We start from the raw sequence: 25029 nt of genomic DNA, 5'->3' as shown, positions 1-25029 counted from the left end.
CTATCATACGCCCGCGTTGCGTAAGGGCCTATAGCTCAGTGGTTAGAGCAGGGGACTCATAATCCCTTGGTCGCTGGTTCGAGTCCAGCTGGGCCCACCATTCCCTCCTATGACCCTCCGGGTCACGTTACGCTCCCCGACGATTGTGCAAATAGCGGGCAAGGTAGAGGCTGGCTATGTTGTGTATCGGAAAGTAATAGCTGGTACTGAGTGGAAAACTTGGAACGTAAGAAAGTGAACCACCTTTATTAACGTTGGTCACAGTAGATGCTTGAGCGCTTGATCTATTATCTGACACCACACGGCCCCCGCCTCTTGGCTCTTACTGAGCTTACGCGGGGGTTCTTATATTTTTCGCTTCCAATGCAGCCTGTGGGGCGCAGGGATAATGAATAGAACTGCTCACCGTACTGGCTGATAAAACCGTTAGGAAGTTGAATTCAGCTCAGATTGCCGTCTCCTCAACAGATACCGTAACCTACGGTAAATTATTAGAACTACGCCAAAGTCACTGCTTGGCCGGTCATCGCGGGGGAAGGCATGGAGATCATCGACAACGTCAGCCGGCTGCTCGGCGACGACCTGAAGGATACCCTGCGGCCAGGTGGCCGTCTCAAGATCGCGGCCTCCTGCTTCTCGATCTACGCCTATGAGGCGCTCAAGGATGAGCTGGAGGCGCTGGACTCGGTCGAGTTCATCTTCACCTCACCCACCTTCGTGCCTGACCAGGCCAGCGACAAGTTCCGCAAGGAGCACCGTGAGTTCCACATCCCCAAGGCGGAGCGCGAGCGCAGTGTCCACGGCAGCGAGTTCGAGATCCAGCTCAAGAACAAGCTGACCCAGCGGGCCATTGCTCGTGAGTGCGCCGACTGGATGCGCCGCAAGGCCCGGTTCCGCTCCAACCGTGGACAGGCCGCCATGCAGCCCTTTGCCGGCGTTGAGGCCCCAGGCGGCGATACGGTCTACATGCCGCTGCAGGGATTCACTGCTGTGGATCTGGGCTACCAGCACGGTAACGCAGTCTCCAACTTCGTCACCCGCTTCAGTGAGCCAACCCACACCTCTCAGTTCATGGCCCTCTTCGACCAGCTGTGGCAGGACGAGGAGAAGCTCGAGGACGTCACCGAACGGCTGCGCGAGCATATCGCCTCGGTCTACCGGGAGAACCCGCCGGAGCGCATCTACTTTCTGATGCTCTATCACATCTTCCACGAGTTCCTGGAAGACATCAGCGAGGACGTGCTGCCCAACGACCGCACCGGCTACCAGGACAGCGTCATCTGGCACCAGCTGTTCAACTTCCAGCGAGATGCGGCCACCGGCGTGATCAACAAGCTGGAGACCTACAACGGCTGCATCCTGGCCGACAGCGTTGGGCTCGGGAAGACCTTCACCGCCTTGGCGGTCATCAAGTACTACGAGTTGCGCAACCGATCCGTGTTGGTGCTGTGTCCCAAGAAGCTCGCCGACAATTGGCTGACCTACAACCGTAACCTGACCACCAACGTGCTGGCCCAAGACCGCCTTAACTACGATGTGCTCTGTCATACTGACCTGCAGCGCACCCGTGGTGAATCCTTCGGCATGCCGCTGGACCGGGTCAACTGGGGCAACTACGACCTGGTGGTGATCGACGAGTCGCACAATTTTCGCAACAACGACGTCTACAAGGATCGCGAGACCCGCTACCAGAAGTTGATGAATCAGGTGATCCGTGCCGGTGTGAAGACCAAGGTACTAATGCTCTCGGCCACGCCGGTCAACAACCGCTTCACCGACCTGAAGAACCAGCTGGCGTTGGCCTACGAGGGCGAAGCCGAGAACCTGACTCGCCATCTCAGCGGTGCCAAGGACATCGAGGGCATCTTCCGACGCGCCCAGGCCACCTTTAATGAGTGGTCGGCGCTCCCGCCGGGCAAGCGCACCACGGGAGCCATTCTCCAGGCCCTGGACTTTGAGTTCTTCGAGCTATTGGACAGCGTCACCATTGCCCGATCACGCCGGCATATCGAAACCTTCTACGACACCAACGAGATTGGCAGTTTCCCGGAGCGTCTCAAGCCGCTCGCGTTTCACTGCCCGCTGACCCACCGGTCCGGCGTGATCGGCTTCAATGAGATTTTCAGGCAGCTCTCCCAGCTCAAGCTCTCGGTCTATGCCCCGATCAGTTACATCTTGCCCAGCCGCCTCAAGAAGTACGAGGAGATGTACGACACTGAAGTGTCCAGCGGGGGTGGGAGCTTCAAGCAGGTGGATCGTGAAAAGAGTCTTCAAGCACTGATGACCACCAATCTGCTCAAGCGCCTGGAAAGCTCGGTGGCGGCGTTTCGCCTGACTCTGGAGGGGCTGCAGGATAGCTACCAGACCATCCTGGCTAAGATTGACGCCTTCAAGCGGACCGGCCGTGCGGAGAGCTTTGCGGATATTGCCGCGTCCTTCGAAGACGCCGACCCCGACGACGACAGCATTCCCATGCCGGGCGATACCACGGTGGGCAAGAAGGTCCAGATCAGCCTGGAAGACATGGACCTGCAGTCTTGGGAGCACGACCTGAACACCGACCTGGTGTGGATCGAACTGCTGTTGGAGGAAATGGCCAAGATTACCCCGGCTGACGATGCCAAACTGCAGCACCTGAAAACGCAGATCGCCAGCAAGCTGGCCTCGCCGATCAACCCTGGCAACCGCAAGGTGATGATCTTCACCGCCTTCGCAGACACCGCTAAGTACCTCTACGATAACCTGGCGCCTGGCCTGCTGGAGAGCCAAGGCGTTCACACTGGTCTGGTGACCGGCAGCGATGCCCCGAAGTCGACCCTTGGGGCTATGCCCAACAGTCGCCAGCACTACGACTTCCAGGGCCTGCTGACGCTGTTCGCCCCACAGGCCAAGAGCAAGAACGTGGTGTACTCCGGTGAGCCCCGCGAACTGGATATTCTGATCGGTACCGACTGCATCTCGGAAGGCCAGAACCTGCAGGACTGTGACTACCTGATCAACTACGATATCCACTGGAACCCGGTGCGTATCATCCAGCGCTTCGGGCGCATCGACCGCATCGGCTCGCCCAACGCCAGCATCCAGTTGGTCAACTACTGGCCGGACATCAGCCTGGACGAGTACATCAACCTTAAGGAGCGCGTCGAGAACCGCATGGTGATCGCCGACGTTACTGCCACTGGCGACGACAACGTGCTCAACGCTCAGTCCAACGATGTCGCTTACCGGCGAGAGCAATTGAGGCGGATGCAGGACGAAGTGGTGGAGATGGAAGACCTCAAGTCCGGCGTGTCGATCACCGACCTAGGCCTGAATGAGTTCCGCATGGACCTGCTGGGTTACATGAAAGAAAACGGTGACCTGAGTCGAATTCCCAACGGGCTGCATACCGTCGTGCCGGCCTGTCCCGAGAAGGGCCTGCAGCCTGGGGTCATCTTCACTTTGCGTAACCTCAATCAGCGGGTAGGCCATCAAGGGAGTACTCTGCAGGAGCAGAACCGCCTACATCCCTTCTACCTGGTCTACATCAGTCACACTGGCGAGGTGATCAGCGACTACACCGAGGTCAAGCGCCTGCTGGACCTGGCACGTACCGCGTGCAAAGGGCTGAGCGACCCCGTCGAAGCCGTCTATCGATCCTTCAACGAGGAAACTCACGACGGCCGGGATATGCACGCCTATTCGGCGCTACTGGATGAAGCCATCCGTTCGATGATCGAGTTGAAGGGGGACAAGGACATCGACAGCCTGTTCAGCGGTGGCGAGACTACGGCGTTGGTCGATACCATTGAAGGGCTCGATGACTTTGAGCTGATTACCTTCATCGTCATTCGTGAGGCGGGCTCAGCCACAGGGCGGGCACGGAGCGTCATGCGGCCAGCAGGGAAAGGGAATAAAGAACCATGATGACGCCGTTCTATCAGTACCCCGCCAAGACGCTGCTCGGTCGTGTGGTGGCCAAGCAGCGCATCCTGGCGCATGTGAGGGCCACCGCCAAGCTCAGGGAGCGCCTGCGGGATGACGTCGCCCAGGTCGCTTGGTATGCCAAGCTGGCCCATAATACGATCAACCTGCCAGGTACCTTCGAGGTGCCGGAACTTCAGGTCTTCGTGATCACGCTCAAAGGCGAGGACCTGCACCGAGACGTGCTGCGGGCCATCGACCGCGCCATTCCCTTTCCGATCCTGTTCGAGCTACATGGTGACCGAGGCATCCGAGTCACTGCCGCTTACAAGCGGCCCAGCCAGGCTGATCCCAGCAAATGGGTTCTTGATGACTACTACGCCAGTAGCGACTGGCTGCCAGCCGAAACACCCCGGCAGCCGCTGCCCACGGCCATCGACCTGAAGCAGCTCTACCAGCAGCTGCTGCGCGGCCTCCTTCCAGTGCCGGCGCGTCAGGGTGAAGGCCTGCCAGAACAGCTGGAGCGCTTGAGGGCCATAAATGTTCTCAAGAAGGACGCAGTCAAGCTTGAGAAGCGGCTACGTAACGAAAAACAGTTCAACCGTAAGGTCGAAATTAACGCCAAGCTTCGCCTAGTTGATAAGCAAATAAAATTAATGGAAGGAGTGATTAAATGAATATAGGGTTCTTTGGTCAAGCTACTGATGTTTTTCTTGAGGTTGAAGTACCTCAGAAAAAGGCTCAACTATTTGAAGCTGAATATTTAAATATCACGGGCACAATGCCCGTACTTGGCACTGGTTATCAATACCAGGATAAAAAGTGGGGGCGTGAAGTGCGCGTGTACTTTAATGGAGAGGCTGAGCTTTTAGATGAGTTTGCCTCGACCGACGTGCATGTGGAGCAGGGAGATCGTCCTTATCGGTCTCGTTGGGCTTATAGAATCAATAATAGCGACTTTTTCTGGTCGCTGGTTCGCGCCGGTTACCGGTTGGGTGAAAACTGAAGTTGTTTATTTGTGAACTACTAAAATAGGCTGTTAGTTAATATGGCAATTGAAAAGCTCAACATGGAAACGAAAGATGCTTCTCTTAAACTTGTGGATGCTATCGAAAAGATATTGCCAGAAGCGATTACTGAAGTCAGGGACGACAAGGGGGGACTAAAGCGCGGTATAGACTTTTCTCTATTAAAGCATGCGCTTCATGGGATTGATACCGATGATACTCAGGAGCGCTATCACCTCGACTGGCCTGGGAAACGTTCCGCACTGGTCGATTCAAATTCAGCTATTCAAAAAACCCTTCGACCATGCACTAAGGAGAGTGTATCATTTTATGAAACCAAAAATCTCTTTATCGAGGGTGACAATCTCGAAGCGATGAAGCTCGTTCGAGAAGGATATTTGGAGAAAGTAGACGTAATCTACATTGATCCTCCTTATAATACAGGGTCAGACTTGATCTATGAAGATGATTTTTCATCAGATGTGTCTTCTCAGTTAAGTGCGACCAACCAGAAGGATGCGGAAGGAAACAGGCTTGTAACAAACCTGAATAGTAATGGGCGATTTCATTCCGACTGGCTGACCATGATGTATTCGCGGTTACGTGTTGCCAGACAGTTGCTGAAAGAAAGTGGGATCGTCTTTATATCGATAGATGATAATGAAAGAGCCAATCTCCAAAAGCTTTGTGAAGAAGTCTTTGGTGGGTCGAATTTCCTCGGCTGCTTTGTCTGGAAACGTCGCAGTGGTGCCATGGATGCCGTTGCAAATTTGAGTGAAGATCATGAATACGTTCTGGTTTATACCAAGGCTGTCGCTTCCTTGAAAGGCGTGGAGCGCACCTTCGAGAAGTATTCCAACCCAGATAATGACTCAAGAGGTGCCTGGATCTCCGATAATCTCAGCGCGGGAAAGCCGGGCGGAGACACGTACTATTCCATCCGTGATCCTGAGACCGGGAATGAGTTCTGGCCACCGAAGGGGCGTTACTGGCCCTATAGCCGTCAGACTATGGCCAAAAAAATATCAGAAGGGAGAGTGATTTTTCCGAAATCTCTAGAGGGTACGCCAATGCTGAAACGGTTTGCTTCGGAAGCCATGAAGCCTACTATTCCAGTTTCATCATGGATAGAGCGGCCTGGCTCCTCTGCAGGGCAAAGTACGATAGTTTCGCCAATGAATAGCTTTGCTACAAGAGAGTTTAAGAATTTGTTTGGCGAAAAGCTGTTTTCGTTCCCTAAGCCAGTGGAATTGATCCAGGCTATTATTACCCAAGGGGCACCGGAAGACGCGCTGGTAATGGATTTTTTTGCCGGGTCTGCGACAACCGCTCATGCAGTTTTTGCATGCAATGCCAAAGACGGTGGGAATCGTAGGTTCATACTGGTTCAGTTGCCTGAAGAAATAGAAGAAACATCTGCTGCATACAGCCAGGGCTTCGAGACGATTGCTGACCTTGCCAAAGAGCGTATCAGAGTCGCCGGAAAGAAAAGCCTCGAAGGCGAGTGCCATCCTGGTTGGAAAAAAGATATTGGCTTTCGCGTTCTCAAGGTAAGTACTACCAATATGAAGGATACTTACTACCGACCTGACAGCCTGTCGCAACAGGGGTTGCTCGACTCTGTGGAGAATGTCAAAGAAGGCCGCACTCCTACAGATCTTCTGTTTCAAGTTTTTGTTGACTGGGGTGTCGACCTTTCCCTGCCCATTTCCCGCCACGAGGTTGATGGAAAAACCGTTTTCTTGGTCGACGGAGCCGAGAAGCATATGGCCCTGGCCGCCTGCTTCGATCTGGAAATCGACGAGGCATTCGTCAAGCAGCTCGCCGAGTACGAGCCACTGCGCGTAGTGTTCCGCGATGCCGGTTTTGCCAGCGACAGCGTAAAGATCAACGTTGAGCAGATCTTTGCCCAGAAGTCGCCCAACACCGACGTCAAAGTGATCTAAGTTCATGAGCATGAAAGAGCAAGGACTGAAGCAATTGCTAAGCGATCTAGTTAGCAAGCTGGACGAGCTGGTGGTGATGCTGCAGAAAGGAACGACGATTCTGTAGAAAGAGATTGAACGAACAGTCTATTAAATTATTGATTTTAAAGTTAAAGCATCGAGAGTCCTTCTGCAGACTCCGATGCCGGTGCAGAAAGGAAGGCCATGAAGCTCAAGTTCAAGACTCAGGAATACCAGACGCGGGCAGTCGAGGCGCTGGCGGACTGCTTTGCTGGCCAGCCCTTTAGCAGCGGTATCCGCTACCGCATCGATCCGGGCGAGGATATGTCCCTGATGAAGCCGATGCAGCGGGATATGTACGCCTCCCCAGAGCCCGACGACGCCGGTTTCAAGAACGCCGCACTGGAGCTGACGGAGCTTGAGCTGCTGAGCAATATCCGGACCGTACAGCGCCGCCAGAACTTGCCGCTCTCTGACGGTCTGAAGAAGGATGACAAGACCGGCTGTCCCTACAACCTGGACGTAGAGATGGAGACCGGCACCGGCAAGACCTACGTCTACCTGAAGAGCATGTTCGAGCTGAAGCAGCGCTATGGCTGGAGCAAGTTCATCGTGGTGGTGCCGAGCATCGCCATCCGCGAGGGAGTGTACAAATCGCTTCAGATCACTGCCGACCACTTCCTGGAGAGCTACGGGGAGAAGGCGCGCTTCTTCGTCTACAACTCGAAGCAGTTGCACAATCTGGAAAGCTTCTCCTCGGATGCTGGCATCAGCGTAATGGTCATCAACGTGCAGGCCTTCAACTCTCGGAGTGCCGACAACCGCCGTATCTACGATGAACTGGACGATTTTCAGTCGCGGCGCCCCATCGACGTGATCAAGGCCAACCGCCCCATCCTATTTCTAGATGAACCGCAGAAGATGGAAGGGGGCAAGACGCTCAGCTCATTAAACGAGTTTAACCCGCTGTTCATAGTGCGTTACTCGGCGACCCACAAAACGACCTACAACAAGATTCACCGCCTGGATGCCCTGGACGCCTACAACCAGAAGCTGGTGAAGAAGATCTCGGTACATGGTGTCACCACCAAGGGCCTCACCGGGACCGATGCCTACCTCTACCTGGAAAATATCGAGACGGCCAAGGACAAGCCCCCTGTGGCCTGGGTCGAGTACGAGGAAAAGTCGGCCAGTGGTGTGAAGCGCAAGCGCCGCAAGCTAAGTAAAGGCGACAACCTCCATGAGCTGTCGGGTGGGCTGGACCAGTACAAGGGGTTCGTCGCCTCGGACATTGACGCACGGGTCGACCAACTCAGCTTCACCAACGGCGTCGAACTCACTGCCGGGGAGGTAACCGTCGACGTCACCGAGAAGGCGCTTAGGCGGATTCAGATCCGTGAGGCTATAAAGGCGCACTTCCAGAAGGAGCAGCAGCTTTTTTCTCAGGGCGTCAAGGTGCTCACGCTGTTCTTCATCGATGAGGTGGCCAAGTACCGACAGTACGATGAAAGCGGTGAGGTCTTGGGTGAATATGCTCAGATGTTCGAGGAGGAATATAAATGTCAGCTCAATCAGGTGCAGACCCTGGAAGATAGTGAGTACAACCGTTACTTAAAGGGCATCAGCACTTCGGATACCCACAACGGTTACTTCTCCATTGATAAGAAGTCCAAGCGCTTGGTTGACCCCAAGACTAAGGCGCGTGCAACGGAGACGGACGATGTCGATGCCTACGACTTGATCCTGAAGGACAAGGAACGCCTGCTCTCCTTCGAGGAACCTACGCGCTTCATCTTCTCCCACTCCGCACTGCGGGAGGGCTGGGACAACCCCAACGTGTTCGTTATCTGCACGCTGAAGCACAGTGACAACACCATCTCCCGGCGTCAGGAGGTGGGGCGCGGTCTGCGCTTGGCGGTCAACCAGTTGGGTGACCGCATGGACGACCCCATGACGGTGCACGACATCAATGAGCTGACGGTGGTCGCCAGCGAGAGCTACAAGGACTTCGTCACTGCCTTGCAGCGCGACATCAGCAACGACCTCTCCGAGCGCCCGCGTGTCGCCGATGAGTCCTACTTCACTGGCAAGCTGCTCGTGTCGGATGAGGGCGAGGTAGAGGTTACGCCCGCTATGGCCAAAGAGATCTACCGATACCTGCTCAAGAATGACTATACGGATAGTGCTGACCACATCACCGAGGTCTACCACCAGGCCAAGCGGGATGGCACCCTGGCTGAGCTGCCGGAGGCGCTGCAGCCCTATGCACAGCAGATTTTCCAACTGATCGACAGTGTCTTCAGCAACGCCCAGTTGCCCCACATCGGGGACGGTCGGAAGGCCAAGCTGAACCCACTCAACGAGAACTTCCACAAGAAGGAGTTTCAGGAGCTCTGGGAGCGCATCAACCGTAAGGCGGCCTACTCCGTCAGCTTCGACTCCAACGAGTTGATCGAGAAATGTGTGGGCTACCTTGATCTGAAGCTGAGTGTAAAACGTCTGGAGTACCAAGTGCAGCGCGGTACCCAGAAGGCGGAGGCTAGTTACCAGGACCTGACTAGCGGTCAGGCCTTCACTGTCAAAGAGAGCCAGCGAGTTAAGTATAACGGAACGCTGCATTCGGCGGTTCAGTACGACCTTATCGGTCGTCTAACCGAAAGCACACAATTAACACGGCGTACCGTTGCAGCAATTCTCTCCAAGATTCAGCCGAAGACCTTCAAGCAGTACCAGATGAACCCCGAGGACTTCATGGCCCAGGCTGCCAGGCTGATCAACGAGCAAAAGGCCAGCATGGTGGTCGAACACATCAGCTACGACCCCATCAATGAGCAGCACAGCCAAGAAATCTTCACCATCGAGAAGCCTGAGAACCAGTTGGAAGGTGCCTACAGAGCCAACCGTCACGTCTACGACTACGTGGTGACTGATTCCAAGATCGAGAGAGACTTCGTTGAAGAGCTCGATACCGGGAAAGAGGTGGTGGTCTACGCGAAGCTGCCGAGAAGCTTCTTCATCCCTACGCCGGTGGGCAACTACAACCCCGACTGGGCCATCGCCTTCAACGAGGACGATGTCAAGCATGTCTACTTCGTGGCCGAGACCAAAGGCAGCATGTCATCACTGGAGCTTCGTGAGATCGAGCAGGCCAAGATCAAGTGTGCTACGGAGTTCTTCGACACTATCGCCACGGCGAAGGTGAAGTATGATGTCGTAGATTCCTATGACAAGCTGATGAATATTGTTAGGTGAATGTAAAATATAATGCAGGCTTCCATACTGGAAGCCTGCATTATATTAAAATAATTTATATTTCTGCTACTGGACGACACTGAGGCTGGGTTTCTTAAATCTTTTATACCAAGCCTGCGAGAGCTCGTCTTCTGGAATATCAGGCATCACATTTTTTAGAAGTTCAGGGTGCACCCCGATTTCGTCAGCCAGATCATAAAAGCTTACCCCAAAATGGGCATGAATGACCTTCAAAGACTTTATTATAAGCTCAGCCTGCTCTCTTACAATAAGGCAGTCCTCGTCTTCTTTCTTGCTTTGTCCGCTATTTTTTAAATATATCACGCCGCCTTTATAAGTGTTCTCGCTAATAAGCCCAAGAGTTTTCGCCCTGTAAAGAACAGCTGCTTTAGAGGTTCCAAATTGCATCTTTATATCAACAATGCATTGCCAATCCAAGCGCTGTCCCCTCGAGCGAAAAGCTTTAGAAAAAGTGGACCTTGGCAATAAGAAGGCGGAAGCAAATCGATTTGCTTCAGTTTCGGTTGTTCTATCACCTGTAATTATCCCTTCATGCAAGATCAAGTGTGCCATCTCATGTGCAATATCAAAGCGCTGCCTAAGGGGGCTCTCTTTAGCATCATTTCTAACAATAATTGGTCTTGATGCAGGGATAGACAATGCATCGACTTCCGTCGAAGCATCTCTGAAGAACGTCACCAATGCTCCAGCATGCTCAACAACACGAACCATATTTTCTATTGGGCCTAGGCCTAGGCCCCAATAACTTCTGGTTCGTTCAGCAGCACGCTCAATTTCTTCAAATGTTACTGCGCCAGAGTGATCCGGAAAGTCAACATCAGGCAAAGAAACATGCCTATCTATGTAGTTGGCAAGGTGGCTAAAAATAGTACCTCTTGCCAAAACTTTTAAGCGTGTACTTACCTTGGTGGAAGCAAGACGGCGGAAGTGAGCTTGATCCTCTGAAGGACCTGGCGGAGTCTGTCTATAAAAAAACCCGGGAGTCACCTTCAAGCACTTCGCAAGTAACCCTACCGTATCATCGCCAATGTTTTTTCCAGCCTTTCCATTCTCAATTTGAGATATATACTGCCTGGTTTTACCAACTTCTTCCGCGATGTCATTTAAGGTCTTTCCCCAGTAATGACGAGCAAGACGAAGCTGGCTTCCTTCAAACTGAGTCATCGTTGGGCTTTTTAGTTTCATTGACATCGTCTTCATCCAAAAGCTCTCGACGGGGCTCAAGGCTAGGCTCGGGGAGCTTCGTTGCAGAGGGAATTTCTGCGTCTGAAGAAACAAATGTTTTTACGGCCGTATTAAATTGCCATTTAGCAATTGCTTCTTTCAATCCGGACTTGTACTTGACGCAATAAAGTTCATGTTCGTCATCTTCATTAAGTGACTTTCTAATCATGAACCGCCAGAGCCCATCCGGATCTTCGTAAGAATCAGCTCCTTCGAATAGTGGTAAAGTAAAGTTTGAGGCTTCTGCCTCGGTTGGCAAAATTACAAATCTCTTTTGTGGGCTTTCAGGGTCATCGCAAAAGAAACGAAAGACTGACGTGCTTCCTATCTTGAACTGAATATCATTACCCCGATGGACCACTTTTAGCCACGGGAAATAATTTTCATATTCTAGAATAGCCTCTCTCACCCATGCCCAACCTCTCGAGCCTTGGGTATAGGTATTATCGTATTTATGCTGAGTATTGGAAATTGCTTCTGAGTAGACATCTAGGATGAATCTCGCAACAGCATTGAGGCGATCATCAGTGAGTTCCGGATCAAGTTCAGAAGGATGGACTGCTTGCTGCATGGCACTATTCCATTTCGTCAGTTTGTAAAGTGCATGATTGTTCCTATGCTTAGGTTTGTCAAGTGAGCAAGTGTCAATTCTGAGAAAGAATTACGCCAATACCTTTCGCCTGCTATCGTTGTGGTGGGGCTACCTCTAGGCTCGATCAGGGGTGTTGGTGCAGCTTTCGGTTTGATTTCTGTACTGAAAGCGGCCTTTAATGGCGATTTTGTGCTTGAGGATAAACCAGCTTAGTTTATTCTTCACTCTGAAGACGGAATTTAAGGCCGCTTTTTCACGTGAAAATAAACCAGCTACTGCACAAGATCCCGTATGGCGCCGTCGTGACGACCGCCTGGCTGGCATCACACGGCGTCACCTCGGATCAAGCGCGTAAGCTGGCCGGCAGTGGCTGGCTGCAACGCGTGGGGCACGGTGCCTACTGCCAAGCGGGGGAGTCTCTTACCTGGGAGAGTGCTGTCTTCGCTCTTCAGGCGAGCGACGACACGGGCTTACCCCCGCTTTGGCCGGGTGGCCAGACGGCCCTGGCACTGCATGGCTTTGCCCACTATCTGCCTATGGGGGAGCGCACGACGCAGCTGTATGGCAAGGAGGCTGCTCGGCTGCCCCGATGGTTGAGTGACGCGGAGTGGGCAGGGCGGATGGTGCTCCACTCTGAAAAGGGCCTGCCAGTGCAGCTTCCCGGTAGCTTCACGGACTACGCGCCGGATGGCAGGGCCTTCAGCTTGCAGGTATCGACCCCCGAGCGAGCGGTCCTGGAGTGGATCGCCGTGACGCCGAATGAGCTGCTGTTCAGCAGTGAGCTGGTGGACACCTTCGGCGGGCTCAATACGCTGCGTCCGCGCCGGCTTCAGGCATTGCTGGAGGGGTGTAGTTCGGTGAGAACCAAGCGGGCCTTCCTGGTGCTGGCTCGCCACGCCGGGCATGCCTGGTATGGTCGCCTGGAACCACGTCGACTGAACCTCGGCAAAGGCAAGAGGCAGCTCTGCCTGGGCGGCAAGCTGGACAGGGAATATCACGTGACGGTGCCGGAGGCGTTCCTGCATGCCGATTGAAGCTCGCTACCACGAACAGGTCAGGCTGCTGGTCTCGCTGCTGCCATTCCTCAATGACGAGCCGTGCTTCGCCCTCAAGGGTGGCACGGCCATCAACCTCTTCGTGCAGCCATTACCCCGCCTTTCGGTCGATATCGACCTGGCCTACCTGCCGCTGGAGCCCCGTGACGAGGCCCTGCGACGCTGTCGCGAGGCGCTGCAGCGGCTGGCAGGGACCTTCAGTGCTCGGCTGCCAGGCGTACGCGCCGAGCTTCAGGATAATCGCCGAGATGAGCTGAGGATCCTGGTGAGCTGAGGGCATAGCCAGGTGAAGGTGGAGGTATCGCCGGTACTGCGTGGCACCCTGCACCCGCCTCAGGAGCGCGATGTCGTTGAAGCCGTGGAAGACGATTACGGCTTTGCGGCGGTGCAGGTGGTGTCACTGCCGGAACTGTATGGCGGCAAGATCTGCGCCGCGCTGGATCGCCAGCACCCCAGAGATCTCTTCGATGTGAAGCTGCTTCTGCACCAGGGCGGCCTGGATCGAAGCGTATTCGAAGGCTTCCTTGTTGTCAACGGACAAAATTAATTGACCCACTTTCCGGACAATATTTTTGACCCACCCCTCGTTTGGTCATCGTTAGTTTCCACCTCCTATCAGTCCACTTTGTCGTGCTTGCCGGAGTCGGTAGCTCTCTCCCCGGATTTGGATCACGTGGGCATGATGCAGTAACCGGTCAAGCATGGCACTGGTCAGGGCGGTATTGCCGTCGAAGGTTTCCTCCCAATCTCCGAACGACAGGTTTGAGGTGAGGATGACCGATCCCTGCTCATACCGTTTGGCAATGACCTGGAAGAATAAGTCGGCCTGATCCTTTTTCAGGGGCAGGTAACCGATTTCGTCCAGGACCAGTAAGCTCGGTCCGAGAATGCCTCGCTTGAGGTACTGGTCCAGCCGCCCCTCACGGCGCGCTTTCTCCAGTTGCAGAACCAGGTCGGCTGCGGTCAGGAAGCGGACCTTGTAACCCTTTTCCGTGGCCCGAATCCCCAGTGCCGTCGCCAGGTGACTCTTGCCAATCCCACTGGGGCCCAGGAAGATAATGTTCTCTCTTCGCTCAACAAAGGCCATGCCTGCCAACTCCTGGATGCGTGCCCTGGGGGCACTGGGAGCGGCGTCGAAGTCGAACTCTTCCAGCGTTTTGACGGCGGGGAAACCGGCAAGCTTGGTCAGCGTTTGCCGTCGACGTTCTCCCCGGAGTTGAGCTTCGGCCCGGAGTACCTGTTCCAGGTAGTCGACGAAGGAACGTTTCTTCTTGGCTGCCTCGTCCGCCAGGTTGGCGTACTGCTCCGCCACGGCGACCAGGGAGAGTTCCGCGCACAGCAGCTCCACTTTCTCGCTCATCAGCCCACCTCCCGCAAGAAGGCGTCATAGACCTTCGGAGAACGTTGCAAGGGGTAGCATGGCCAACGACTGGCCACTGCCGAGTCGGGTTTTACCGGCGGCGCGCTGTAGGGCAGCATGGCCGTCTGTTCAACCGGCAATCGGGTTTTGGGCTGCATCCCGGTAGTCCCGTGGATCCGAACATTCGCCACCGAACCACACCAGTATCGGGCCTCGGCATTCAGTTCTTCCAGGCTGGGCACTCGCCCCTCCATCGCCAGACGGGTGACAAAGGGGTGGAAGAAGCTGTTGGCGATGTAATCGATACTGCGCTCCACCTTGCCTTTGGTCTGTGGCCGCGCCGGGCGACACAGGCGAGGCCGGTAGCCACAATCCGCAGCGAAGCTCCAGATCGCCTCCTGGAAGCGGTGTCGGCCTCGACCATAGGCATCGCGTTGGGTGACGACGGTCTTCATGTTGTCGTAGAGGATCTCCCGAGGGACGCCCCCAAAATCGGCCAACATGCGCCGATGGCAGTCGATCAGTACCTCCGAACGCATGGAATCCACATACTCGAAGTAGAGCCACCGGCTGTACCCCAGGACGCCGACAAAGGCGTAGACCTTGCGCCGGTTCAGCCGGTATTCCCCCCAGTCCATCTGGGCCTGATGTCCCGGCGCGGTCTCAAAACGAATGACAGCTTCAGGCTCGGGCTCCGGGTAGAGGCTTGCCACGAAACGCCTGACAGTGCGTTCGGTGCCATCAAACCCCATGGCTGCGATCTCCCGATGCAGGACCGTTGCGGGCAACCGCACCGGCTGCGCGCTGCTAACCCGCTGGCGTAACCAATCTTCATAAGGCGCCAGCTTGCATGGCCGGCCCGGGCCTTTACGATCCGGAGGCTTCAAGGCTTCTCCGCGAAGATATTTGCGCACGGTATTCCGTGAAACCCCTAGCTCCCGGCTAATGGCTCGAATACTCATACCCTGCCGCGACAAAATCTTGATCTCCATCATGGCTTCCTTTGTCAGCATGGGCCGCCCTCCTGTCGAGTCGGCCCTTATTAAAACAAAGGTGGGTCAGTAATTTTGTCCGAAAAGGGTCAGTTTCCTATGTCCGGTGACATCACGGCGCTCCGTATCTAGTTCGGTTTGCCGCCGGACCCAACTCCGTAACGTTTCTGGCGTGAAACCAATATTGGGGGCAATGGCACCGATGGCTGCCCATTGGGGGTAGTTGTCGGCCTCGTACTCGAAAACCATACGAACCGCGTGCTCACGGACTTCAGCGAGTATCGTTTTGATGTGCTCATGGTTCCAGTTTTGCAAGGTTTGGAGCCTCCGGGAATCCCAGCACGGTTCATCGTTCTGGGACTTCCATGGCTGGTGTGCACTGCTTATTATTCAAAAGGTTTGCTCGCGTGACCGGTATTAAGGATTAGCGGCAGAGGCGCTTTAAAATGTTTAAGCCAGTGTAGAGTGGGGAGGACTGTATCCCATTGCTTACGAGTTAACATGAAAACAGCCATCAACTGCTACACTTGGAAATCAAGTCCGACGCGCACCTTGCTAGTTATCAACTCTCTAAAGGATGTTAGTCCTCATGAATAACCAAAGAGGTTTTGTAGATTGGTGGGTTATGATGAGTGAAAAAATAGCAGCTTGCGAGAGCCACGATGAAATACTTGATTTCATAGGAATAGAAGCAGCATCGCTTGGCTTTAATAATTATGCATATGCTATTCGCACTACAGAACCATTCACCAGGCCAAAGACATATATTTTAGGCAGCTACCCTAACGAGTGGATAAAGCGATACCATGCCAAAAATTATGGACCACATGACCCAACAATTGAGCTAGGTATCAGGCGCAAGAAGCTAATTTTATGGGACAGGAAGGTTCATAAAGAAAACCCCCAACTCTTTGGCGAGGCTAATGAATGGGGACTGAAATACGGAGCCACGTTCACTACAAAAGGTGTAGACAATACATTGCAGGTGTTGTCATTTTCCAGAAAGCATGAGGATATTTCGAAAAAAGAAGAGCCAATTATAAATCTAACGCTAAAGTGCCTTCTTGATATTTGTTATGACAAGATGCGTGAGATTAATGTCCATCCATTTTATGATTTTGAAATCACTCTCAGCCCAAGGGAGAAAGAGATTCTTCAGTGGACAGCCGATGGGAAGAGCGCCTCAGAAATATCAATAATCTTAGGAATCACAATTCATACGGTTAACTTTCATTTGAAAAACATACAGAAAAAAATGGGGGTTAACAATAAAACCGCTTCCGTGGCGCGCGCAGTAGCCCTAAGCCTTATTTGATTTAGGATACCTACTAAGTCTAGTAGTTGCCATGAGCGAGTCCCTTCTCTTAATATCAAAGGAGGTGGTGGAATAGATAAGGCTGTCCGATGATTAATATAAAAATATACACTGCGCCATATAGTGAGCTGCATGCAGCAACGTTTTTTGAACTTGCTGAGCTTAGATATAGAGTATTTGTTGACAGGCTGGACAGGTGCCTCCTGAGACAGGTAGATTTCTAGCTTTACTTGCTAATATGGCTCCTAATGGTAGTTTTATTGAAGTAGGGACAAGTGCAGGCTATTCTTCGCTTTGGATATCACTTGCCTGCCGAAATCGGGCAGTTAGACTGAAGACTTATGAGGTTTTGGAAAATAAAATAAAACTAGCAAGTGAAACTATCGCTAGAACAAAGAGCGAAGACTATATAGAGCTAGTTTCTGGTGATGCAAGAGACCATTTGGGGTCGCTTAACACTATTTCATTTTGTTTTTTAGATGCGACGAGTGATGCTTATATGGATGTTTATGATAAAGTCGTCCCTAAGCTAGTTACCGGTGGCATATTAGTAGCTGATAATGCCATCAGTCATTTTAGCGAAATTGAAAGTGTGGTAAAAAGAGCCGAAGATGATTGTCGCGTTGACAGTACTATTATAGATGTAGGGAAAGGTGAAATGGTGGTTGTTAAGAAGTGATGTTTTATAATGGAATTGACATTCTTCTCTTCGCGGGAATGATAGGTGGTCTGGTTATAACTCCGGGTCCAAGTACCTTAATTGTGTTTACAATTGCAGCGAGCTCTATAAAAAATCAATCAAGTAGAATAATTCTAGGTATTTTGATAGCCATGCTGGCGTTAACGGCAATGGCGTCAATGCTTGTTTACTTATCTTTTATGGTCTCTCCTTCCATTATGTCTGTAATGCAGGTTATTAGTTTGGGCTTCATGTTGTTGCTGGGGGGAAAGATGCTGCTCTCTTATAGAAAATCCAAGAAGGCATATGAATCAGAAAGTCTAAAAAAATTCCACAAACCTTTTCTTACTGGCTTTGCTATATCTTTTTTTAATCCCAAGCCGCTTGCTTTTTATCTTTCCTTTCTGCCAAAGATTGCCAGACCGTCTGAAGGCATTCATGATTATGTATTTAGCACATCAATGCTCATTGCAATACACATCGCTATGGCTTTTTTTAGTTTGCTTCTATATGCATGGCTGGGGAAAAAGGTTTCGTCTGTAATCTCCATGAAGTCACTGAATATCCTTGGGTCGGTAGTAGGGGGGGTATTAATTGTATACGCGATTAACAATTTTCTTTACATACTTTAATATATGCTGTCTACTCAGACCTAAATAATGAGAAGAAATATATTTATGGGTTGTCCTACAATAACAGCAGCAAGACCGCTAAGGGGCACTTTACAGCCTCATCACATCATACTTCGGCTGCTCCACCACTCCACGACACTGAACATCAAGGGCGAGAGCTACCGGCTGAAGGACAGGCGGCGAGCGGGACTGGTGACTCCCCCACGACGAAGGAGAACAACACCTCACACGAACCTGACTCTGTATCGATGAAAGCGCAATGACAAAAGCCGGACAAGCTGAGTGATAAAATACGGACCGCCTTCACTGATATTGACAACCGTGGCTATCCAGGAATCGGGCTTGGGGCTGACCCACAACCCTGTCCAGAACATATGCAAGCCAATAGCCAAATCTCTCAGTTGCTTAAGCCACTACATAACTCAGCTATGTGTCACATAACGAATGACTGTGATGGCGCCTTTAGCGGGAGGCTGGGAAGTGACGCCGCTTTACAGAGTTGGGTCCAAGCAGACTCGATGCGCTCAAGAGAGTTAAAAATGCTGGCGTTTACAATCATGCCATCAATTGTGATAACAAAAAGTTGCGAGAGGGACTGCGGATTCTCGACGCCCGCACCACGCAGGAGGTCAGTGAGCAAGGTGGCCACATAGTCTTTGTGTGCCTGTGACACATTCAGGAAGTCCTCAACGTCGTGGAACTCTCCTGTGGCCTTTATAAACATGCAGCCATGAAAATCTTGAGAGAAAAACCAGGCGACATGCCAGTTGATAAATGCACGTAGCCTTTCAAGTGGATCAGAGTGTTTAAAAACCTCGGCTTCGAGAGAGTCTTTGAACTTGTGGTGTCTCAGCTTTAGAACCTCTTCCACCAAATTCTCTTTGTTGGAAAAATATTTATACAGAGTCATCTTTGAAACTTGAGCTTCGTCACGAATCCGGTCCACACCAACAGCGTGATAGCCATGTTCATTAAAGAGTCGAAGAGCGGTGTTAAGGATGTCGTCGCGTTTGCTCATAGCTAATACCTATTAATTAAGGAGAAATAATAGCCAATTAGACATTGAAGGCCTGAGGAATGTTGCTTACTGTACAGACCTGTCTGTACACAATAGCACAGAGGTCAAAAATGTTTCACAAAATGAAAGGCAAAGGCATTGCTCCTGCGCGCCCTGACACGTTCCAGATACTAACAGGGCTGATCGGTGGGATCGCCGGGATCGGTGCCGCGTCCCTGCTTACACAATTGGCGGGCGTCCCACTGCTGATGGCTCCGTTTGGGGCGACGTGCGTTCTCTTGTTTGCCGCTCCCCAAGCCCCTCTAGCGCAGCCGCGAAACGTAATAGGTGGCCACGTCGTGGCAACTGCAGTGGGCCTGGCAATTATCACGGCATTTGGCAGCGGGATGTGGCAGATGGCGGTGGGTGTTGGTATAGCCATTGCTCTCATGCAAATCCTGCGAGTAGTGCATCCACCTGCTGGCGCAAACCCCTTGGTGGTACTGACCGCAGGCGTCCATGACTGGGGATTTCTGGTCACTCCGGTATTTGCTGGATCGGTCATCCTAGTAGTCATTGCTTTGTTCATTAACAACATCGGCCGTGCCAAAGAGTGGCCACATTATTGGGTCTGAAGGAGTAGTTATGCCAATTATTAATGTAACTGACCTGCCCCCAGCATTTAATCCAGCTGTTCCCTGGTAATGTCCGTTGCTGGCCCTGTCCTCGTATTAGGTCCAGCCAGAATTGGAAAAATCCGGCTCTAGCTGTTGATGTTTGCGCCGAGAAACCGCACGTTTCCTGGCGTAGTCAGAAGGCGTGGACCACTCCAGTGCGGAATGGGGTCTGACTTGGCTATAGAACGTCCACCATGCTTCGGTTTTGTCCCGGGCCCGGGACGCTTATCGATAAGGCTCGCAGAGCCGAAGAAGAATACCATCCCACTCCAATCAATAATCCTGCCACCGCTGTCGTTCTATATAAGACCATGCTTTGGACGGGCTGGTGGGTGACCTCCTTGAATGTTGACATCGCACTATGCTGTTGGAGCATATAACGTGCATAATTGACGCATTATGCCTTCATGATGACAAGTAATCTGTTGAATTTTATAGGGATTTTTTCATAGATGCTGGTCTACAATGCCACCAAACAGCAATTCATCAATGATGTGCGTGCCAACGTTATCAGCGAAGCCATCGAGAACGAGGTGGCACGCAAGCTGAACCGAAATTCGCCCCGCAATGAGGTGGCATCTTGGGAAAGTTCCCTTCGTTTCATGATGAGCGTACTGCTTGATGAGGGAATTCCTGCATCGGCGGGGGTGGCCATCGAATATAATATTCCGCTGACCAATCGCCGTGTTGACTTCATCCTGACCGGCAAGAACCACCAGCGGGACGATGCGGCGGTCATCGTGGAACTGAAACAGTGGCAGTCCGTCGAGGTGACGAAGAAGGACGCCATCGTGCGCACCCAGCTGGGCGGTGGCGTACGCGAGACCAACCATCCGTCGTATCAGGCGTGGTCCTATGGTGCGCTGATCGAGGATTACAACGAGACGGTACGTTCCGAATCGATCGGTCTGGTGCCCTGTGCCTACCTGCACAACATGAAGCAGGCCGATGCCATCAATGATCCCTTCTACGAGCACCACACACGCCGTGCGCCGGTCTTCATATCGCAGGATGCCTTGAAGCTCTCGAAGTTTCTGAGCCAGCACATCAAGTACGGCGATAGCAACGACATCATGTATCGCATCGAACACGGTGTGATCAAGCCGAGCAAGAACCTGGCGGATGCCCTGGCATCGATGATGCAAGGCAATGCCGAGTTCCTGATGATCGACGAGCAGAAGCTGGTCTATGAAACCGCGATTGACCTTGCTCACCGTGCAGATACCGGAAACAAGCAGTGCCTGATCGTCAAGGGCGGGCCGGGAACCGGCAAGTCCGTGGTGGCCATCAACCTGCTGGTGGAGCTGACAAACCGCGAGATGATGACGCAGTTCGTGTCACGCAATTCGGCTCCGCGCGAAGTGTTCAAGAAGAAACTGACGGGCACCCATAAGAAGACCCATATCGATAACCTGTTCAAGGGCTCGGGCAGCTACGTCAACGCCGAGCCGGATACCTTCCATGCGTTGATCGTCGATGAGGCTCACCGCCTGAACGAGAAGTCGGGCATGTACCAGAACCTGGGCGAGAGCCAGATCAGGGAGGTGATCGCAGCGTCACGCTTCTCGATCTTCTTCATCGATGAAGCGCAGCGCGTGACGCTGAAGGACGTGGGGACGGTCGAGGAGATCAGGCGGCGGGCAGCCGAGTGCGGCGCCGATGTGAATGAGCTTGAACTGGCGTCGCAGTTTCGCTGCAACGGCTCGGACGGTTACTTGGCATGGCTCGATCATGCCCTTCAGATTCGCACCACGGCCAACACCGACCTGGAGGACATCGACTACGACTTCCAGGTGTTCGATCACCCGAGTGCCATGCGTCGGGCGATTCTCGAGAAAAATCGCAAGGCCAACAAGGCACGCATGGTAGCGGGCTACTGCTGGCCCTGGGCCAGCAAGAAGGACAAACACGCCATGGACATCGTGTTTCCCGAACATGGCTTCGCCGCCCAGTGGAACCTTAATGACGACGGTATGCTGTGGGCCATCGCCGATGGATCAGTAGAGCAGGTCGGCTGCATCCATACCTGCCAGGGGCTCGAATTCGACTACGTTGGCGTCATCATCGGGGATGACTTCGTGATTCGTGACGGCCGAGTCGTGACAGAGGCGCGGGAACGGGCAGGGCAGGATCGTTCCGTGCATGGCTACAAGAAGATGCTCAAGGAGCAGCCCGAGCGTGCTCGGGCCCTGGCGGATCAGATCATCAAGAACACCTATCGCACGTTGATGACGAGGGACCAGAAGGGCTGTTACGTCTATGCCCCGGATGCCGAGACTCGCGAGTACTTCGCTGCCTTTGCTCGAGCTCAAGCAGCGACCGAGCGACTGGACGTGTCTGAGGAAGCCGAGACGCTGGATGGCTTGCATCTCCCCATCGTTACGCGTGATGAGGCAGCGCCGTTCGAGCGTCATGTGCCCGTGTACGACTTGAGCATCGCCGCCGGCGAGTTTAGCGAGATGCAGATCGCCGAAGCCGAGCACTGGGTCGAGCTGCCGGACTTCATGCGATTGAGCCCCGACCTGTTCGTCAGCCGGGTGGTGGGGGAGTCGATGAATCGGCGCATCCCCAACGGCGCCTGGTGCCTGTTCCGTGCGAATCCAGGTGGCACACGGCAAGGCAAGATCGTTGTGGTGCAGCATCGCGCCATCGAGGACCCTGACCACGGCGGCAGCTTCACGGTGAAGCAGTATCAGAGCGAGAAGGTCGAGGAGTACGGCGAGTTCGTGAACCAGCGCATCGTGCTGAAGCCCCAGACCAATGCCTTTGGCTATAAGGACATCGTGCTCGAAGACGAGCTTGAGGACCTGAGGGTCATCGGCGAATTCCTATCCGTGCTGTGAGGGATAGGAAGTTTGATGAACGTCTGTATCGATACTCGCTGGATAGCGAGCAGCAGAGCAGGCATGCTCACAGCAACCCAATACCGTAGAACCAGGTGATCCCCACATGCCAGACCCGTTCAAGAAACTCCACGACGCGATGGACCAGTTTGCCACCGAGCGCGACTGGGACCAGTTCCATTCGCCGAAGAACCTGGCCATGGCGCTGACAGTGGAGGCAGCAGAGCTCCAAGAATGCTTTCAGTGGCTGACCGAGGCGCAGTCCAAGGAGCTGGATGAGCAGCAATTAGCTGCAGTACGTGACGAAATTGCCGATATTCAACTCTACCTGATTCGGCTGGCTGGCAAGCTGGATGTTGATATTGAAGCGGCATGCTGGGCGAAGATGGAGAAAAACGCGGACAAATATCCCGCCGACCAAGTGAAGGGAAGTGCGAAAAAGTACACGCATTATCAGGACGAGTAACATGTGCATCTTCTTCGCTATCTAAGAGCGACCTTCACAACCCTGCGCCCCTATCTCTCGCGGTGGCGATTCGTTGTGAGGTCCTGAAGCTGTCGGGGCGCGATACGATTCGCTACTAGGGCCACTACATCCCTCACGGTCATGACGAGTGGCAGCAATGCCTTCAATAGGCAAGGCATCATCCTAAGTCGCCTTTTCTTGGCAATCCTTAAGCGCTAGTCTGTCACGCATAATTACACCAAGCACAGGGAGAAACGCATACGCCTGAAATAAACCGAGGGCGACTACGGCCTCACCCCGGTCACCGAGGTGGGCTCAGGCAAGCTACACGATTCCGAGAAACAGCGCCTGGCCGAGATCATCGACCGACTCAATAACCTCTACGGCGCCGAGGTCAGCGACGACAGCAAGCTGTACTTCGCCAAAGGTATCGCCAGTCGCATCGAACACGATGAAGCAGCGAGGGCCCTGGTACGCAGCCACAGCGAGATGCATGGCCTGTTCCCGAAGACGTCGTGTGTGACGTTCTCTGCGATCGCGAGAAGCTGAGCATGGCGCTACTGGAGGATGGGATGCGGAGACGAGCAGACCAGACCGTTTGTGTCACTGATCTGGAAAAGTTGGCGGGGAGGACGAACCGTGAAATGCGTGCTGGAAAGCAATCCCAATCTACTGAAGGGGGCAATTTCGACCGCTAACGACCCAAAGCGGACAATTAATAAAAGCTAATGTAATGCTGAGTCATTAGGTAAAAATTTTTCCAGAACTCAAATTGACCACTCAGGCAACCCTCTCAAACCCCAAGTATAAGATCAGGTAGTGTCTAAAAATCTCGGGGCGATTCAGAATGCCAAGCGTGGCCTTGCCAGACCTAGGGCCACCCCGAATTAGGTAAGCCCGCCGTGGTATCAACCCCCCATGAAGTATTTGATCGAGGCCGGCAACTCCGGTGAGGAAGCGTGGGTCGTGGGTGCAGGTCATGCTTAGATTGCTGTTTAGCAACGGGTCCAAACGGGCGGTCTATGGATTTGGAAGCAAAATGCTAATTTTTATGCCTGAGCTGGTTAGCTGTCAGTGGAAATGAGCATGAAGGGAAATATCAAAGTACCCGGATAGTGCAGAGAAGGTGAACCTTTAAGTCTAGCTTTTCCTCGTAAGCACAGACGTTAACCTTTGTGCCCCTCCATACGTAAGGTGACCTCTATGTCTAAATTTAACATCTGACTTATCAGGCAGGCTATAGCTAATACTCAGTGCCATTGCTAAGTCTGCTCGAAACGATCCGCTATTTTGCTAATGGGGCACAGTAGTATCAGAACTGGGAAACTCTCTATCAAGAAGCCTTGATTGGTGTAAATCACTCAGCCTGGAAGTTGTTAGACGAAAAAAACGGGTTGAGACGCTGCCATTGGTCAAGGTGGGCATGTAAAGCAGAAAACGTCATATTAGCCCCTTCAATAACGCTTTTGATGTCATCCTGGTAATGGCGCTCCAGCCCCCTGTGCAACCAACAACGAAAAGCTTTCCAGGAGTTGTTACTTTGGTGAATATTAAAAAAGCTGGCACCTGAATTCTCACCTACACCCAAGGTGTCAGCCAGGTGTTTGGCAATAAACCGGCCGCCCTGGGTAGACCCCTCAATCACATAGAGTATCCCCAAAAAATAAGCACCACTGCCGTTCAGCCGGAGTTCTATTGGGGAATGAATGAAACCTGAAGAAACACAGCCCAGCGCTCGGCAGTCACTGGCCAGTAAAGGTTCACGAGGCAGATATCGATAATTCGGATCTGGATGTTGCGCGAGAAGGGCTGTTGTAGCGGTAACTAGTACCGGCTCCAGGGATTGGTAAAACGCCAACATAGATTGCAGTAGCTGGCCGTAATCTGTTTCTGTCAACCGACTGGACAATAGCCTTTGCAGTAATGGCTGAGATTCCAGGGCAAGATGGGCTGGCCGGGTTTGCTCACGCAGCTGTACCAGCATTGGGGAATCCATAGCGCCTCCACGCGTGAACATATATGCAAGCATCCGCAGAAGAGCCAATATGCCGCTTTAAGTGTAGCCAAA

20 protein-coding genes, 1 tRNA gene and 3 pseudogenes are annotated in these 25029 nt (G+C 53.0%); 15 read left to right on the top strand and 9 right to left on the bottom strand.

Features of this window, described 5'->3' with window-relative positions; genetic code table 11:
- Nucleotides 1-24 precede the first annotated feature (24 nt).
- From BLW01_RS03660 to BLW01_RS03635, 6 genes are all read left to right on the top strand, one after another.
- Nucleotides 25-100 (top strand) — tRNA-Ile (locus BLW01_RS03660).
- A gap of 440 nt (nt 101-540) precedes the next feature.
- Nucleotides 541-3906 (top strand): helicase-related protein, encoded by a 3366-nt coding sequence (locus BLW01_RS03655; RefSeq protein WP_092568161.1) that lies wholly within the window; start codon nt 541-543, stop codon nt 3904-3906.
- A complete protein-coding gene (locus tag BLW01_RS03650; protein ID WP_217635480.1) occupies nt 3903-4580 on the top strand; it encodes a DUF4391 domain-containing protein in 678 nt (225 codons plus the stop codon). The genes BLW01_RS03655 and BLW01_RS03650 overlap by 4 nt, the downstream gene beginning before the upstream one ends.
- Nucleotides 4577-4909 carry a hypothetical protein gene (locus BLW01_RS03645; protein ID WP_092568160.1) on the top strand — a complete coding sequence of 111 codons (333 nt, stop codon included), beginning with the start codon at nt 4577-4579 and terminating at the stop codon, nt 4907-4909. Before BLW01_RS03650 ends, BLW01_RS03645 begins: the two co-directional genes overlap by 4 nt.
- A gap of 42 nt (nt 4910-4951) precedes the next feature.
- A complete protein-coding gene (locus tag BLW01_RS03640) occupies nt 4952-6856 on the top strand; it encodes a site-specific DNA-methyltransferase (protein WP_092568159.1) in 1905 nt (634 codons plus the stop codon).
- 204 nt (nt 6857-7060) lie between these two features.
- The gene (locus BLW01_RS03635; protein WP_092568158.1) at nt 7061-10108 is read left to right on the top strand and encodes a type III restriction-modification system endonuclease; all 3048 of its coding nucleotides are present in this window, start codon (nt 7061-7063) and stop codon (nt 10106-10108) included.
- A gap of 66 nt (nt 10109-10174) precedes the next feature.
- Here the strand turns inward: BLW01_RS03635 and BLW01_RS03630 are convergent, their stop codons facing one another.
- Nucleotides 10175-11320 carry an XRE family transcriptional regulator gene (locus tag BLW01_RS03630; RefSeq protein WP_175529760.1) on the bottom strand — a complete coding sequence of 382 codons (1146 nt, stop codon included), beginning with the start codon at nt 11318-11320 and terminating at the stop codon, nt 10175-10177.
- Nucleotides 11280-11924, bottom strand: a complete 645-nt coding sequence (locus tag BLW01_RS03625) for a hypothetical protein (protein ID WP_092568156.1) — start codon at nt 11922-11924, stop codon at nt 11280-11282. The genes BLW01_RS03630 and BLW01_RS03625 overlap by 41 nt, the downstream gene beginning before the upstream one ends.
- 278 nt (nt 11925-12202) lie before the next feature.
- On the opposite strand from BLW01_RS03625, the gene BLW01_RS03620 reads away from it, so the two are divergent.
- Together BLW01_RS03620 and BLW01_RS03615 are read left to right on the top strand one after the other, a co-directional pair.
- On the top strand, nt 12203-12979 hold the full coding sequence (locus tag BLW01_RS03620) for a type IV toxin-antitoxin system AbiEi family antitoxin domain-containing protein (protein WP_092568155.1): 777 nt from the start codon (nt 12203-12205) through the stop codon (nt 12977-12979).
- Nucleotides 12969-13547: pseudogene (locus tag BLW01_RS03615) on the top strand (nucleotidyl transferase AbiEii/AbiGii toxin family protein). The gene BLW01_RS03620 and the pseudogene BLW01_RS03615 overlap by 11 nt, the downstream one beginning before the upstream one ends.
- 51 nt (nt 13548-13598) lie before the next feature.
- Here the strand turns inward: BLW01_RS03615 and istB are convergent.
- The 3 genes and pseudogenes from istB to BLW01_RS18630 form a co-directional block, all read right to left on the bottom strand.
- Entirely contained in the window at nt 13599-14360 is a 762-nt protein-coding gene (gene istB / locus BLW01_RS03610; RefSeq protein ID WP_092568154.1) for an IS21-like element helper ATPase IstB, read from the bottom strand.
- Complete coding sequence (istA, locus tag BLW01_RS03605; RefSeq protein ID WP_092568153.1) at nt 14360-15373, bottom strand: IS21 family transposase; 1014 nt, start codon at nt 15371-15373, stop codon at nt 14360-14362. The genes istB and istA overlap by 1 nt, the downstream gene beginning before the upstream one ends.
- A gap of 90 nt (nt 15374-15463) precedes the next feature.
- Nucleotides 15464-15601, bottom strand: a pseudogene (locus BLW01_RS18630) (IS3 family transposase); the annotation flags it as partial.
- Between the two features lie 340 nt (nt 15602-15941).
- On the opposite strand from BLW01_RS18630, the gene BLW01_RS03595 reads away from it, so the two are divergent.
- The 3 genes from BLW01_RS03595 to BLW01_RS03585 all read left to right on the top strand — a co-directional run bounded on the left by BLW01_RS03595 (nt 15942) and on the right by BLW01_RS03585 (nt 17978).
- Nucleotides 15942-16667: an autoinducer binding domain-containing protein gene (locus BLW01_RS03595; protein ID WP_175529759.1), complete on the top strand. Its 726-nt coding sequence runs from the start codon at nt 15942-15944 to the stop codon at nt 16665-16667.
- Between the two features lie 196 nt (nt 16668-16863).
- Nucleotides 16864-17346, top strand: a complete 483-nt coding sequence (locus tag BLW01_RS03590) for an O-methyltransferase (RefSeq protein WP_139243910.1) — start codon at nt 16864-16866, stop codon at nt 17344-17346.
- Nucleotides 17346-17978, top strand: a complete 633-nt coding sequence (locus tag BLW01_RS03585) for a LysE family translocator (protein WP_092568149.1) — start codon at nt 17346-17348, stop codon at nt 17976-17978. Before BLW01_RS03590 ends, BLW01_RS03585 begins: the two co-directional genes overlap by 1 nt.
- Before the next feature lie 433 nt (nt 17979-18411).
- Here BLW01_RS03585 and BLW01_RS03575 read toward each other — a convergent pair whose 3' ends face one another.
- On the bottom strand, nt 18412-18996 hold the full coding sequence (locus BLW01_RS03575; RefSeq protein ID WP_092568147.1) for a TetR/AcrR family transcriptional regulator: 585 nt from the start codon (nt 18994-18996) through the stop codon (nt 18412-18414).
- 59 nt (nt 18997-19055) lie between these two features.
- Here BLW01_RS03575 and BLW01_RS03570 point away from each other — a divergent pair, with 59 nt between their 5' ends.
- Nucleotides 19056-19610: an HPP family protein gene (locus BLW01_RS03570; RefSeq protein WP_175529758.1), complete on the top strand. Its 555-nt coding sequence runs from the start codon at nt 19056-19058 to the stop codon at nt 19608-19610.
- A 96-nt stretch (nt 19611-19706) separates the two neighbouring features.
- Here the strand turns inward: BLW01_RS03570 and BLW01_RS18950 are convergent.
- A pseudogene (locus BLW01_RS18950) lies at nt 19707-19859 on the bottom strand (IS3 family transposase); the annotation flags it as partial.
- Between the two features lie 245 nt (nt 19860-20104).
- Here BLW01_RS18950 and BLW01_RS03560 point away from each other — a divergent pair.
- From BLW01_RS03560 to BLW01_RS18325, 3 genes are all read left to right on the top strand, one after another.
- Nucleotides 20105-22495, top strand: coding sequence for a DNA/RNA helicase domain-containing protein (locus BLW01_RS03560; RefSeq protein WP_092568146.1), 2391 nt, complete (start codon nt 20105-20107; stop codon nt 22493-22495).
- A 106-nt stretch (nt 22496-22601) separates the two neighbouring features.
- On the top strand, nt 22602-22961 hold the full coding sequence (locus BLW01_RS03555) for a nucleotide pyrophosphohydrolase (protein ID WP_092568145.1): 360 nt from the start codon (nt 22602-22604) through the stop codon (nt 22959-22961).
- Between the two features lie 309 nt (nt 22962-23270).
- Nucleotides 23271-23510 carry a hypothetical protein gene (locus tag BLW01_RS18325; RefSeq protein ID WP_139243908.1) on the top strand — a complete coding sequence of 80 codons (240 nt, stop codon included), beginning with the start codon at nt 23271-23273 and terminating at the stop codon, nt 23508-23510.
- A 231-nt stretch (nt 23511-23741) separates the two neighbouring features.
- Here the strand turns inward: BLW01_RS18325 and BLW01_RS03550 are convergent, their stop codons facing one another.
- Complete coding sequence (locus tag BLW01_RS03550; RefSeq protein WP_092568144.1) at nt 23742-23942, bottom strand: ATPase domain-containing protein; 201 nt, start codon at nt 23940-23942, stop codon at nt 23742-23744.
- 376 nt (nt 23943-24318) lie between these two features.
- Nucleotides 24319-24945 carry a biliverdin-producing heme oxygenase gene (locus tag BLW01_RS03545; protein WP_092568143.1) on the bottom strand — a complete coding sequence of 209 codons (627 nt, stop codon included), beginning with the start codon at nt 24943-24945 and terminating at the stop codon, nt 24319-24321.
- Nucleotides 24946-25029: the final 84 nt, after the last annotated feature.

The sequence above is a fragment of the Aidingimonas halophila genome (assembly GCF_900106955.1).
In the GTDB taxonomy this organism is placed as follows: Bacteria; Pseudomonadota; Gammaproteobacteria; order Pseudomonadales; family Halomonadaceae; genus Aidingimonas; species Aidingimonas halophila.
Note: the sequence above shows the minus strand (reverse complement) of the source record. Positions and strands in the feature narration are given on the sequence as shown.

Coding starts and splice junctions, on each gene's coding strand:
- BLW01_RS03655 (WP_092568161.1), top strand. CDS start 541: ATGGAGATCATCGACAACGTCAGCCGGCTGCTCGGCGACGACCTGAAG.
- BLW01_RS03650 (WP_217635480.1), top strand. CDS start 3,903: ATGATGACGCCGTTCTATCAGTACCCCGCCAAGACGCTGCTCGGTCGT.
- BLW01_RS03645 (WP_092568160.1), top strand. CDS start 4,577: ATGAATATAGGGTTCTTTGGTCAAGCTACTGATGTTTTTCTTGAGGTT.
- BLW01_RS03640 (WP_092568159.1), top strand. CDS start 4,952: ATGGCAATTGAAAAGCTCAACATGGAAACGAAAGATGCTTCTCTTAAA.
- BLW01_RS03635 (WP_092568158.1), top strand. CDS start 7,061: ATGAAGCTCAAGTTCAAGACTCAGGAATACCAGACGCGGGCAGTCGAG.
- BLW01_RS03630 (WP_175529760.1), bottom strand. CDS start 11,320: ATGTCAATGAAACTAAAAAGCCCAACGATGACTCAGTTTGAAGGAAGC.
- BLW01_RS03625 (WP_092568156.1), bottom strand. CDS start 11,924: ATGCAGCAAGCAGTCCATCCTTCTGAACTTGATCCGGAACTCACTGAT.
- istB (WP_092568154.1), bottom strand. CDS start 14,360: ATGAGCGAGAAAGTGGAGCTGCTGTGCGCGGAACTCTCCCTGGTCGCC.
- istA (WP_092568153.1), bottom strand. CDS start 15,373: ATGCTGACAAAGGAAGCCATGATGGAGATCAAGATTTTGTCGCGGCAG.
- BLW01_RS03595 (WP_175529759.1), top strand. CDS start 15,942: ATGAATAACCAAAGAGGTTTTGTAGATTGGTGGGTTATGATGAGTGAA.
- BLW01_RS03585 (WP_092568149.1), top strand. CDS start 17,346: ATGTTTTATAATGGAATTGACATTCTTCTCTTCGCGGGAATGATAGGT.
- BLW01_RS03575 (WP_092568147.1), bottom strand. CDS start 18,996: ATGAGCAAACGCGACGACATCCTTAACACCGCTCTTCGACTCTTTAAT.
- BLW01_RS03570 (WP_175529758.1), top strand. CDS start 19,056: ATGTTGCTTACTGTACAGACCTGTCTGTACACAATAGCACAGAGGTCA.
- BLW01_RS03560 (WP_092568146.1), top strand. CDS start 20,105: ATGCTGGTCTACAATGCCACCAAACAGCAATTCATCAATGATGTGCGT.
- BLW01_RS03555 (WP_092568145.1), top strand. CDS start 22,602: ATGCCAGACCCGTTCAAGAAACTCCACGACGCGATGGACCAGTTTGCC.
- BLW01_RS03550 (WP_092568144.1), bottom strand. CDS start 23,942: ATGACCTGCACCCACGACCCACGCTTCCTCACCGGAGTTGCCGGCCTC.
- BLW01_RS03545 (WP_092568143.1), bottom strand. CDS start 24,945: ATGCTGGTACAGCTGCGTGAGCAAACCCGGCCAGCCCATCTTGCCCTG.